General features: G+C 54.1%; 9 protein-coding genes. 2 read left to right on the top strand and 7 right to left on the bottom strand.

The genetic code is table 11. The features are described from left to right. Window positions 1–140: 140 nt before the first annotated feature. The 7 genes from LY85_RS12890 to LY85_RS12860 form a co-directional block, all read right to left on the bottom strand. Entirely contained in the window at window positions 141–1,190 is a 1,050-nt protein-coding gene (locus LY85_RS12890; protein WP_141826970.1) for a galactose ABC transporter substrate-binding protein, read from the bottom strand. 12 nt (window positions 1,191–1,202) lie between these two features. Continuing rightward, window positions 1,203–2,177 (bottom strand): substrate-binding domain-containing protein, encoded by a 975-nt coding sequence (locus tag LY85_RS12885; protein WP_141826969.1) that lies wholly within the window; start codon window positions 2,175–2,177, stop codon window positions 1,203–1,205. Continuing rightward, window positions 2,174–3,994 carry a sensor histidine kinase gene (locus LY85_RS12880; RefSeq protein ID WP_141826968.1) on the bottom strand — a complete coding sequence of 607 codons (1,821 nt, stop codon included), beginning with the start codon at window positions 3,992–3,994 and terminating at the stop codon, window positions 2,174–2,176. The genes LY85_RS12885 and LY85_RS12880 overlap by 4 nt, the downstream gene beginning before the upstream one ends. A 53-nt stretch (window positions 3,995–4,047) precedes the next feature. After that, window positions 4,048–5,652, bottom strand: a complete 1,605-nt coding sequence (locus tag LY85_RS12875; protein WP_141826967.1) for a response regulator — start codon at window positions 5,650–5,652, stop codon at window positions 4,048–4,050. Window positions 5,653–5,799: 147 nt separating this feature from the next. Beyond that, the gene (mglC, locus tag LY85_RS12870) at window positions 5,800–7,020 is read right to left on the bottom strand and encodes a galactose/methyl galactoside ABC transporter permease MglC (RefSeq protein WP_038322246.1); all 1,221 of its coding nucleotides are present in this window, start codon (window positions 7,018–7,020) and stop codon (window positions 5,800–5,802) included. 29 nt (window positions 7,021–7,049) lie between these two features. Then, entirely contained in the window at window positions 7,050–8,549 is a 1,500-nt protein-coding gene (locus tag LY85_RS12865) for a sugar ABC transporter ATP-binding protein (RefSeq protein ID WP_038322062.1), read from the bottom strand. A gap of 113 nt (window positions 8,550–8,662) precedes the next feature. Then, window positions 8,663–9,748: a galactose ABC transporter substrate-binding protein gene (locus LY85_RS12860; RefSeq protein ID WP_038322063.1), complete on the bottom strand. Its 1,086-nt coding sequence runs from the start codon at window positions 9,746–9,748 to the stop codon at window positions 8,663–8,665. Window positions 9,749–10,124: 376 nt separating this feature from the next. Between LY85_RS12860 and LY85_RS12855 the strand changes: the two genes are divergently transcribed. After that, on the top strand, window positions 10,125–10,892 hold the full coding sequence (locus LY85_RS12855) for a serine hydrolase (RefSeq protein ID WP_141826966.1): 768 nt from the start codon (window positions 10,125–10,127) through the stop codon (window positions 10,890–10,892). Between the two features lie 297 nt (window positions 10,893–11,189). After that, window positions 11,190–12,284 (top strand): dipeptide epimerase, encoded by a 1,095-nt coding sequence (locus tag LY85_RS12850; protein WP_141826965.1) that lies wholly within the window; start codon window positions 11,190–11,192, stop codon window positions 12,282–12,284. Window positions 12,285–12,286 lie beyond the last annotated feature (2 nt).

Here is a 12,286-nt window from a genome sequence, read left to right as displayed (position 1 = left end):
CCTTAAACCGATCCCCCACCTCCCTCTTTGAGGGAGGCGGCGCGCCCGGCGCGACGGAGGGAGTCCATTACGCGTAACTGTCTGAGAGCATCGCCGTAGGCGCGTACCGACCGCATGGTTCGCTTTCCGACCGGCCGGTCCTACTCCTTCAGAATATTCAGAATCTCATCGGCGTTGCTCACCGTTACCGCGCGGTAGGGGATGCGGATATAGTGCTCGTTCTGGATATTCAGCTTTGTGGACGGGCTTTCCCCGGTAGCCAGAGCGTAGGACAGATCGAAGATCGCTTTGGCCTGCCCCTGCGCGTCGTTGAAGACCGTGCCGAACATGCTGCCGTCCTTAATGGCGTTCAGGCCGCTTTCCGTCGCGTCGACCCCCACGATCGCAGGGTGCACCTTCGTTTTGCTGTCCTTGACCGTGTCGATCGCGCCGAGCGCCATATCGTCGTTGTTGCAGAAAACGACCTCGATCCGGTCGCCGAATTTTGCGAGCCACTGGGTCATTTTCGCCGACCCCTGCGCGCGCTGCCAGTTGGCGGTGTCGTTCGCCAGCTTCTCCACCTGAATCCCCGCGCTGGTAACGGCCTTAATGGAATATTCCGTTCTCAAAAGCGCGTCCTGATGTCCCTGCTCCCCTTCCAGCATGACATACTGAATCTTCCCGTCGCCGTTTTTATCGATCTCGGCGCGGTTTTTCTGAAAGGCTTCCGCAATGATTTCTCCCTGCAGCCGCCCGGACTGGGCCGCGTCCGCCCCCACGTAATACGCCCGCTCCCACAGGCGGATATCCTCCTCCACCGGCTCCCTGTTGAAAAAGATCACCGGGATGTTGGCGGCCTTCGCCTTGTCCACAATCACCGCGGCCGCGGTCCGGTCGACCATGTTAACACAGATCACGTCGTAATTCTGGGAAATAAAGCTGTCCACCTGATCGTTCTGCAGCGCCTGGCTGGACTGTCCGTCCACCATATTGACCACGATCTTCTTGCCCGACTCGGTCTCCTTCTGCTTCGCCACCCTTTCCAGGCAGGTGCAAAGGCTCGCCACGAAGGTGTCATCCTTGCGGTAAAGGGAAATCCCGATTTTCACCGTTTCCACCTTTCCCCCGCCTCTGCCCGAGTCACAGGCAGCCAGAGGAAGCAGCATCGCGGCTGCCAGCGTAAAAGCCATGATTCTGATAAAGCTTTTCATATTTCTCCCCCATTATCTTACAAACGGAAAAAGCAGCCTTTGGTTGTCGGAATTATACATGTTCTCGTGATTTACGATTGCGAAATTAATGCTGGCCTGACCGGCCTCCTGCTTATTGTTGATTTTTTCCACCGCCGTACGGATGCTGATGTATCCCAGATTGTACTCGTTTTCCACCCCGAGGGAATTGATGATCTTTTCTTCCAGAAGGGAAACCACCGTATTCGTCCGGCCTATCCCGTAAATCTGCACCTGGGTTCTCCCTGCTTTCAAAAGGTCCTTTTCCGCTTTCGCGGCGGCTTCCAGCGCCGACGCGTCCAGCGCGACCAGCGTATCGGCGCCGCTGGTCTGCAGCATTCTTTTGACCGTATCATTCGCTTCCTGGGAATCGTTGGGGATTTCCCAGGATTCCATATCGTATTGGGAGGATTTGAGCGTCTGCAGCACGCCGAGGTAGCGCTGCTGAATATTGCTGCAGTCCATGCTGTTGCGCAGAATGGCGATATGGCCGCGCCCGCCTCCGTTTTTCAGGATCGTCTCCGCCAGAGCGCTGCCCAGCTTCTGATTGTCGCACGAAATGGTGGGCAGATCCTTGATGGTCGTCACCGTGGACTGCATGGCGACGACCGGAACGCCTTTCTGGGCCTTTTCGATCGGCTCCTTCAAATCTGTCGAATTGACGGGAGCGATCACAATGGCGTCCGCGCCGTTATTGATTTCGCGCTGGAGCAGGGAAATCTGTTCCCCCGCGTTGTTTTCCCCCGACAGGGTGATAAAGCTGACCTCCGCGTTAAAATCCCTCGCCGCCTGATCGATCCCCTGCTTGATGGTGGTGCTGCTCTCCGTGCTTTTGCTGCGCCAGATGACGGATATTTCGTAAGGATCGCTGTTTTTCTTTTCAAAAAACCGGTCCCGGTTCAAAATCAGAAAGGAACCCGCAAACGCGAACAGAATCAGGATAAACACCTTTATTTTATTTCTGGTCATTTGGGCCCGCCCCCTTCGTTTCCTTCGGCTTCCTCCATCGTTTTCAGCGGCAGATGGATTCTGGCGGTGGTTCCCTCGTCCGGTTCGCTGTAAATGGCAAGCCCGTATTCGCTGCCGAAATAAAGCTGAATGCGTTCCTGCACGTTTTTCAGCCCGATACCCGAACCCTTTCCGCGCACCTTTGTGGTTTCCTGCGTCAGCAGCGCGTCCGCCTGCTCCTGCGGCATGCCGAGGCCGTTGTCGATAATGTCGATATAGAGATCATTTCCTTCGCGGTAAGCTTTAATGCGGATTTCGCCGTCGCCGCTCATGAATTCCATGCCGTGATAGATGGCGTTTTCCACCAGCGGCTGGACGATCAGCTTGATGGTCGCGCATTTCAGCGTTTCCGGCTCGGCCGAAATCTCGTAGCTGAATTTGTTTTTATACCGCATTTTCTGTATGGTCAGGTAATTGCGCACGTGCTCCAGCTCGTCCGACACGGTGATGATGTTTTTCCCCTGGGAAAGGCTGATGCGGAAAAGCCTTGCCAGCGCCGTTACCATAGTGACCGCGCCGTCGTACCGCTCGTTTTCAACCATCCAGATGATGGAATCCAGCGTATTGTACAGGAAATGGGGGTTAATCTGGGACTGCAGCGCGTCCAGCTCGCTTCTTCGCTTGGATTCCTGCTCCGCCACAATATCGTCCATCAGCCGGCGCATCTGATCGACCATGGAGCGGATCGTCTTGCCCAGATGCTGCACCTCGTAGGAGCCGGAGACGGAAATATCCACCCCGCTCAGATTTCCCCGGTCAAGCTCCTTGACGGAAAGCTCCAGCTCCTTGAGCGGGTTGGCGATGCGGGAGGACAGGAACATGTTGACGAAGATCATAAGAAAGATCGCGAAGAACAGAAAGAACAGCGCGAAAAGCCGGAACTGCTGATAATTGGAGGTAATGTCCTGTGTGGGGGTGACGGCAATGATTTTCCAGCCGGTATACCCCGCGGTTTTGACCGTGACCAGCCGCTGCTGCCCCTCAAAGGTCTCGTTATGGTTTCCGTCGTCGTACCTGGCGGCGGCGTAGTTGTTTTCATGAATCAGATTGGAATAGATCAGCTGCTGGCGGGGGTGGTAGATGATCTCCCCGTTCCCGTCGATCAGATAGATATAGCCCGATTCGCCCAGATCGACATTCTTGCAGATCTGTTCGATCCCGCTGAAGTTCATGTCGACCAGCAGGACGCCGTGGGTGATCGAACCGGCGCTGGTCAGCTCCACCGAACGGCTGAGCGAAACGACCCACCGGTACTTGTTGTCGGGGTCCACAAACAGATTCTGCACATGCGGCGTGGAAAAATGGCAGTTTTCAATCTTGCGCGCGGCGTTTTTAAACCAGTTTTCCCCGCTTACGTTGGCGGAGGGTTTCAGCTGAGTCAGCGGCTCGGCGGCAATGACCTCGCCGGAATTGGAAAACACGCCGATGCTGATGAGCAGGTCCCGGTTTGTCTCATAGAGCAGACTCATATCGTTGCTGATATTGTCCGTAGCCAGATCGGCATTTTTGATCACGCGGTAATACATGGAGTCGGAAATACGCATCATGTTGCGCAGATAGTTGTCCAGGTTCAGGTTGACCTGGTCGACCATACGCGTGCTGTCGTCCGAGACCATTTCTTCGCTGGAGCTGATAAAACGCATGGAAAGGGAACCGCCGACAATCAGCATCCCTACCACCGAAACAGCGGTAAAAGTGATGGAAATAGTAAACTGCAGGCTTTTTTTCTGCAGAAGCTGGGTTATTTTATCAATAAAGTCCCTTGCTTTTTTCCGCATCGTATCAACTCCAGGCCCGCCGCCGTAAAACGGCGCGGCATTTCGCCTACGTTTCAGTTGCTTCTGTATTTTGATGGTGACACACCAAACTTCCGTTTAAAGACATAGCTGAAATAATTGGGCTCGGTATAACCCACCTTGCCCGCAATCACATAAGTTTTGTCGCCGGTGGTATTCAGAAGATTGACCGCCTCCTGCAGGCGCACCTCCGTCAGATAAGCGACAAAGCTCATGCCGGTCTCCCGCTTAAAGACCGTTGAAAAGTAAGCGGGGCTGACGTGCAGAAACGAGCAAAGGCTTTCCACGGAAAGATCGCTGTTCTGATAATTCCCCGCGATATACTGCTTTGCGTTCTGCGCAAGCAGCTTGGTGGAATCCACACGCTCGCGCTTAATCAGCGTGCTGATTTTGATACAGGAATCCGTGCACCACTGCTTCATCTCAGCCGGCGAATGCAGGGACGCGATGGTGTTGACGTAATTGAAATCCACGCCGAAAATTTCTTCCGTGCTCAGTTCGTACGCATGCATGACCTTCAGCAGAGAGGTCATCATCTCCATGACATAGATCTGATACTGGCTGAGCGGAAGCAGAAGTGTTTCAAAACGCGTGAAAAGCGCGTTGATCCGGTCGGCAATTTCCTGCTCGGAGCCCATCTTGATCGCATTGGTGATTTCCCGCTCGTCGTGCTCGTCGAACTGGAGCCGGACAGAGGTTTCCGGCTCGACATCCGCAATATAAATGGCTTTTCCGGAGCCCATGGTCGCGCTGTAGTCCAGCGCGTTCTGCGCTTCCCGGTAGGAATGGCGGATTTCCGTCAAAACGGAACACACCGTGCCCACCCCGGCCATGACCTTCACGCCGAGCACCCGCTCGGCGGACTTGCATATCTGGTTCATTCCGTTGATCAGGGAATCGATGCCGCTTTCCGGCTTCAGCTCCGCAATGACCGCGACGCAGTCGGAGTAAAGAAAGCCCGTGAACCCGCAGTAATTCCCCAGAATTTCATCCACGGTGCATTTCAGGGAAATCGGGATCAGCTCCTCTTCTCCGTGCAGGGCCGCGTCGGCCTTCGGCGCGGAATCCGCCCGGACAAGCGCAACCGCCCACTGGTCGGCCGCCGTCAGGTCGATCTGCAGAAGCGGAACCTGCGCGCGCAGCCGCTCCTCGGAAATCCGGCCCTCGATCAGGCCGACCAAAAACTGCTCCCGCATCACGGGAAGGCTGTCCATATAATTTCTGCGCAGCATTTCCACGTCGCGCTTTTCCGCGAATTCCCGGTCAAGCTGCTGTTTCAGCTTTTTCAGCGTTTCCGTCAGCTCGTTGGAATTGATCGGTTTGAGGACGTATTCCGCCACATTGATTTTGATCGCCTTCTGCGCGTATTCAAAATCGTCGAACCCGGAAAAGATAATCAGCTTTGCCGACGGCAGGACCACCCGCAGGCGTTCCCCCAGCTCAAGCCCGTCCATAAACGGCATTTTAATGTCCGTCATGACGACGTCCGGGTGAAGATGCTCCGCTTTCTCCAGGGCCTCCAGCCCGTTTTCCGCGTCGCCGACAATGGTGTACCCCAAGCGGGCCCAATCTATCTTACGAATAATGCCTTCTCGTATTTCTTCTTCGTCATCCACAAGAAGAACACGGTAAAGTGCCATAAAATTTTCACTCCAATCGGTACTGCAACTGTGACTATTGTACCATTTTTTTGCCGGATATGCAATCGATAGCTGAGCGCGAACGGCCCGCGCAGTCTTTCTGCACGGGCCGTTCGCGGGAATAGTATGAGACGTAAAACGGAGAAATCATTTTTTTCTGTACTTGGAAAGGTCGATCGCGACAGCGACGGCAATAATGATGCCCTTGATGATCTGCTGCCACATCGGGCTTACGTTGATGAACTGAAGACCATACTGAATAACGGTAAAGATCAAAACGCCGGTTACAATCCCGCGGATCTTGCCGACACCGCCGTTGAGCGAAACACCGCCGACCACACAGGCCGCGATGGCGTCCAGCTCATAGCCGTTGCCGTAGTTGTTCGTAGCTCCTGCAGTTCTTGCCGCTTCCAGTACACCGCCGACGCCGTAGAGGCCGCCGGCCAGGATGAAGATACCCATGATGGTGGCAAATACGTTGACGCCGGAAACGATGGCCGCTTCGCGGTTGCCGCCGATGGCATAAACATTTTTGCCGAACACCGTTTTATTGAGTACGAACCAGATAATGACCGTGGTCAAAAGCGCGATCGGAATCAGCACGGAGAACCCGCCGAAAAAGGACTTGAGCAGCTTTGTCTGGCCAAGCGCCGCAAAATCCGGACGGATGCCGCCGATCGGCTGGGAATTGTTCGGGGGCAAATCGAAGTACAGGGAACACGCGCCGTAAATGATAACCTGTACGGCCAGGGTCGCGATAAACGGATGCATGTCGAACCGGGCGACCAGATAACCGTTCAAAACACCGAACAGCAGACACGCCACCACAGCCGCGACAATGGAAACGATCACCGGGAGCTGCGGAAGATTGGGATAAAAACGGTTCGCGTAAGTTTCCGTCTGCATCATCGATGTGGAAATGACCGCCGCAAGCCCGACCATACGGCCCGCGGAAAGATCGGTACCTGCAATCAGCAGGGTAAAGCAGATGCCCAGGGCGATAATCAGCCTTGTGGACGACTGCGTCATAATATCGAGCAGAACCTTGATCTGCATGAAACGGGGCTCAATGAAGATGATGACGACCACCAGCGCCAGCAGCGCAAGGATAATCGCGTTGTTTGTCAGGAAGGTCTTTGCCGATTTTCCCGAAAGCACGACCTCTCCCAGACGCTCTGAGCTCAGCATCTGAAATCCCGCGTAAATACACAGGATGACGCCGATGCCGATCAGGATCAGAGGCATGTCATACATCGTCTTCTTATAGACCGCAAGCTTCAGGACGGCGCCGACAGCGGCCAGCACAAGGCCGACAGCTATGTAAATGATGGCAAATTTTTGCCGGGGGATGACTTTCTCTCCTTGCATCATACGCAACCTCACTTTCAATTTTAACACTACTGGACGAATTTTGTCGCCAGGCGCATAACCTCGATCTGATTGGCTTCGTCACGGTTCAGCATTCCTGAAACTCTGCCTTCGCACATGACCATAACCCTGTCAGACATGCCCAACAGCTCGGGCATTTCGGAAGAAATCATGATGATTGATTTTCCCTGCCGGATCAAATCCAGCATAATCGTATAGATTTCATATTTTGCGCCGACGTCGATCCCGCGGGTCGGTTCGTCCAGAATCAGGATATCCGGATGCGTGAGCAGCCAGCGCGCGATCAGAACCTTTTGCTGATTGCCGCCCGACAGGTTCTGCATCAGGGTTTCCAGCGTGGGGGTCTTGACATTCAGCTGCTGGTTGGCTTCCTTCGCCGCTTTCTGCCGCCTGCCCTGCTGGAGCACGCCGCTTTTCGCGTAATCCTTCTGGCTGGCGATGACCGTATTGTCCAAAACGGAAAGGATTCCGAACACGCCTGTTGCGCGGCGTTCCTCCGTTAAAAGTGCGATTCCGTGTTTTTTCGCGTCCGACACGGATTTTACCCTGAATTCCTGACCATCCTTTTCCACCGTACCGGATTCAATGGCTCTCAGCCCGAACAGCGCCTCCACCAGCTCGGTGCGCTGCGCGCCGACCAATCCGCCGATTCCAAGGATTTCGCCCCGGTGCAGCTCAAAGCTGACATGCTGGAACGATTTGGGAAGAGGAGAACACAGATCGCTGACCTTGAATACGACCTCTTCGCCCGGAGTATGGGTTCTGGGCGGGAAGCGGTTTGTCATATCCCGGCCGACCATCCGGCTGATAATCAGGTCGGTGGTCAGCTCGGTGGAGGGCCAGGTGCCCACGCCCTGTCCGTCACGCATAATGGTGACCTCGTCCGCAATTTTCAGGATTTCCTCCATCTTATGCGATATGTAAATGATGGCGCAGCCCTTGTCCTTCAGCTGACGTATAATCTTAAAAAGATGTTCCGTTTCATTATCCGTCAAGGATGATGTCGGTTCATCCATGATAATTATCTTCGAATTGTAGCTGACAGCTTTCGCAATCTCAACCAGCTGCAGGTTGGAAGCGGAAAGGCTGCCGGCGAGTACCTCCGGATTGACGTCCAGGTCAATCTCCTTAAAAAGATCCCTGGTTTTGCGGATCATGGCCCTGCGGTCGACCGCAATCCCTCTCATCGGGAAACGCCCCAGCCAGATATTTTCCATAACCGGCCTGAAACGAATGGGGTGCAGTTCCTGGTGAATCATGGATACGCCCAGATCGAGCGCCTGCTTTGAGCTTGTAATATTTTCTTTTTTCCCGTCCAAAACGATCTCTCCGTCGTCTTCCTGGTAGATTCCGAAAAGACATTTCATCAGGGTGGATTTCCCGGCCCCGTTTTCGCCCATCAGCGCGTGCACACTGCCTGGCCGCACGTTCAGACTGACGTTGTCCAGCGCTTTTACGCCGGGAAACACTTTGGTAATGTTCTTCATCTCCAACACATATTCGCCCATACACCATTCCTCCTTTTTGCTAAAATCAACGGGGAACGCAAAGCGTTCGCTTCGTCATTCCCCGTTGAACAGTAACCCCTGAAACTACTAATTCAGCCGAGAATTAGTTGTAATTATTTCTGGAAATCTTTGTAGTTCTCAGCCGTTACCTTAACATAAGGAATCCATACATATTTGCCGTCCGTCACTTCGTAGCCGGCTGTATCTTTGGTGATCTCTTTGCCCTGAGCGGCTGCAACTGCGATGTTCACGGTCGCTTTGCCCTGGTTTTCGCCGTCGTTCAGCACTGTGCCGAGCAGAGAACCGTCTGCCATTGCTTCCAGCGCGGGAGCTGTAGCGTCAACACCGACGACCGGAATATACTTGGATTTGTCGCCCTTGTTGTAGCCCTGTGCTTTCAGAGCTTCGATTGCGCCGAGAGCCATATCGTCGTTGTTGGCGAGAACGGCTTCGATTTTGTCAAGACCCTGGGAGGAAATGAAGGTGTTCATCAGATCGGTCGCTTTTACTTTATCCCACATTGCGGTATCGGCAGCCAGTTTTACCGGCTCGAAGCCCGCGTCTTTAATCGCCTGTACGGAATACTGTGTGCGCAGAGTAGCGTCCTGATGGCCCGGCTCGCCCTGAAGCATCACATACTGGACCTTGCCGTCGCCGTTTTTGTCAGCGTCTTTGTTCGCCTTGAAGTAATCGGCGATCAGTTCGCCGGACATGGTGCCGGACTGCTCCGCCTTTGCGCCTACGTACCAAACCTTGTCGTAGCTCTTCATGACGTCCGCTTCCGGCTCACGATTCAGGAACACGATCGGAAGGCTTGCCGCTTTTGCTTTTTCTACCAACGGGGCGGCCGCGGTGCGGTCAACCGGGTTGACGGCGAGCGCCGTAACGCCCTTGGTGATAAAGGTATCGACCTGCTCGTTCTGAGTCGGCTGTTTGTTCTGGGAATCCACGATGTCGAGCTTCGCACCCAGCGTGCCTGCCTGAGCAGTCATGTTATTGCGGACGCCCGTCATGAAGGTATCGTCGAATTTGTAGATGCAGACGCCGACGTTCACATCGGAGGCATCCGCCGTGCTTGCCGCCGCGCTTTCAGCCGCTTTGCTTTCCGCTGCCTTGCTTTCTGCGGGAGCGCTTGAGCAGCCTGCTGCTGCTGAGGCCATCATCAATGTGGCCAGAATCAATGCAACAATTTTCTTCATTGAAAAATCCCCTACTTTCTTTTTGATTGTTCTGTTCGCAAAGTCTTTCTTGTGCTATTGCACAAATTTCAAGACGTTTGCATCGTTCTATTGGATAGTATAACTTCCGTAATCGAAAAAATCCATATGATTTTCTTTTCTCTTCTATTAAATTTCTTCACAGGTTTCGCTAAACCGCAGGCGATTCCCTAAAATATATTGGTTATTTTTTATAAAAACAGGAAGAAATTTCAAAGAAAACAACGGTTTTTGTGACCTGAATATAGAAGTATCTCCTTTCCGGGCCCGAACATCCCTCCGGCGAAATTTTTGTTGTGCCGGGCGGGCAAAACAGCTATAATAAGGAGGAAAAAATACGGGTTGGGAAGCGGGAAATATGAACGGAAAAATTCTTGATATTCTGAACGGGATTCCGGGGAAAACCGGATTCTATTATAAAAATCTGACGACCGGCGAGAAATGGGAGGTTCGCTCGGAAGAGCCGATGATCGCCGCGAGCGTCATCAAAATCCCCGTGCTGGCGGAGGTCTTCGCGCAGCTGGAAGCCGGCACGGCCGACAAAAACGAGCTTTACCGGATTCGGGAGGAGGACAAGCTTCCCTCCTGCGGCGCGCTGAACTACATGCACACCGGCCTGGAAGTGACGCTGGAGGACCTGTACACCCTGATGATCATCCTGAGCGACAACACCGCCACCAACCTGCTGATAAAAAAATTCGGCATGGAAAACATCAACCGGCGCATGCGGGGCCTCGGCCTGAACGTCACCACCGTCAACCGCCTGCTCTTTGACGCGGGGGCATCCGCGGCGGGCAGGGAAAACAGGATCTGCGCAAAGGAAATCGGCCTTCTGCTCGAAAAGATGTACCGCGGGGAGCTGATTTCGCCGAAGGCTTCTCAGGAAATCATTTCCATCCTGATGAATCAGCGCTTAAATGGGAAAATGCCGTTTCACTTCAAGGGAAAGGTTAAAATCGCGCACAAGACCGGCGAGGACGGCGGCATTACCCACGACGTCGGAATCGTCTTTGCGCCCCAGCCCTTTGTGACGTGCTTCTGCTCGAACGAAACGGACGTTCCGCTCTTTGAACGGGCAATTCAGGACATCACCAAGCTGCTGTACGATCTGCAGCCCCCATGCTGATTTTCAGGCCGGAAACGGGTTTTCGGGCAGATTTGATAACAAAGCTGTAATGAATTTCCTCCCATTTCCGGCGTCATTTTCCCCCTTCCTTACCTTTACAAAAATGCTTCACGGTGATATAATTACCGATATATGAATTTTTTTACTTGAGAAATTGCATTATTTACAGTATTTCCAGTTGATTATGCAACAAGTTTACTTTCTTCCCCGCCTTCGGCGGGGAAGAAAGTGTTTCGTCTCGCGAACCGAAATGGAATTGCTGTAGAATTATGATAGAATGCCGGAGGAGGCCCATTCTTGAAAATAAAGGAAATAGAGATCGGCGAGATTTTTATCCCGCTGGCAACTCCCTTCAAAACCGCTCTTCGCACAGTGGAGAACGTGGAGGACATCGTCGTCAGGATCACCGCCGATACCGGGGAAGTCGGCTACGGCGAAGCGCCGCCGACCGCGGTGATTACTGGCGATACGAAAGGCTCCGTCGTCTGCGCCGTCCGCGATTTTATCCGCCCGGCCATTCTGGGCATGGAAATCGAAAACATGGACGGAATCATGGAGAAGCTCCACTCCTGTATCCAGAAAAACACCAGCGCCAAGGCCTGTGTGGACATGGCGCTTTACGACCTGTACGGAAAACGCTACAAAGCGCCGCTCTACCGGCTTCTGGGCGGGTACCGCACAGAGCTGGAAACCGACCTGACCATCAGCGTCAACCCGATCGACGAGATGGTGCGCGACAGCGTGGACGCGGTGAAGCGCGGCTACCGCATTTTAAAGACGAAGGTCGGCAAGGAAGGCATAAAGGATATTGAACGCATCGCCGCCATCCGCGAAGCGGTGGGTAAAGACGTGAAAATCCGCGTGGACGCGAACCAGGGCTGGACCGCCAAGGAAGCCGTCCGCATCCTGACGGCGATGGAGGACCGCGGGCTGGACATCGAGCTGTGCGAGCAGCCGGTGAGGGCGCACGACCTCAACGGAATGCGTGCCGTGACGCAGGCTGTTTCCACCCCTATTCTGGCGGACGAAAGCGTGTTTTCCGCCGAAGACGCGGTGGAGATCATCCGCACGGGCGCGGCGGACCTGATCAATATCAAGCTGATGAAAACCGGGGGCATTTACGGCGCTCTGAAAATCTGCGCGATCGCGGAGACCTACGGTGTGGAGTGCATGATCGGGTGCATGCTGGAAAGCAAGCTGGCTGTCAGCGCGGCGGCGCACCTTGCCGCGGCGAAGGGCATTATCACCCGCGCCGACCTGGACGGACCGTCCCTGTGCAGAACCGACCCGTTTGAGGGCGGCCCGGATTTTCTGGAAAACCGTATCGTCATGAACGACCTTCCCGGTATTGGGATTCAGACCGTTCCCGCATTTAAAGAGGACGGTAAATAAGG

The sequence above is a fragment of the Clostridium sp. KNHs216 genome (assembly GCF_006714885.1).
Taxonomy (GTDB): domain Bacteria; phylum Bacillota; class Clostridia; order Oscillospirales; family Acutalibacteraceae; genus Caproiciproducens.
This window is presented reverse-complemented; position numbering and strand designations above follow the sequence as displayed.

Bases quoted from the DNA above. Each gene is read 5' to 3' on its own strand.
- LY85_RS12890 (WP_141826970.1), bottom strand. From the start codon at position 1,190: ATGAAAAGCTTTATCAGAATCATGGCTTTTACGCTGGCAGCCGCGATG.
- LY85_RS12885 (WP_141826969.1), bottom strand. From the start codon at position 2,177: ATGACCAGAAATAAAATAAAGGTGTTTATCCTGATTCTGTTCGCGTTT.
- LY85_RS12880 (WP_141826968.1), bottom strand. From the start codon at position 3,994: ATGCGGAAAAAAGCAAGGGACTTTATTGATAAAATAACCCAGCTTCTG.
- LY85_RS12875 (WP_141826967.1), bottom strand. From the start codon at position 5,652: ATGGCACTTTACCGTGTTCTTCTTGTGGATGACGAAGAAGAAATACGA.
- mglC (WP_038322246.1), bottom strand. From the start codon at position 7,020: ATGCAAGGAGAGAAAGTCATCCCCCGGCAAAAATTTGCCATCATTTAC.
- LY85_RS12865 (WP_038322062.1), bottom strand. From the start codon at position 8,549: ATGGGCGAATATGTGTTGGAGATGAAGAACATTACCAAAGTGTTTCCC.
- LY85_RS12860 (WP_038322063.1), bottom strand. From the start codon at position 9,748: ATGAAGAAAATTGTTGCATTGATTCTGGCCACATTGATGATGGCCTCA.
- LY85_RS12855 (WP_141826966.1), top strand. From the start codon at position 10,125: ATGAACGGAAAAATTCTTGATATTCTGAACGGGATTCCGGGGAAAACC.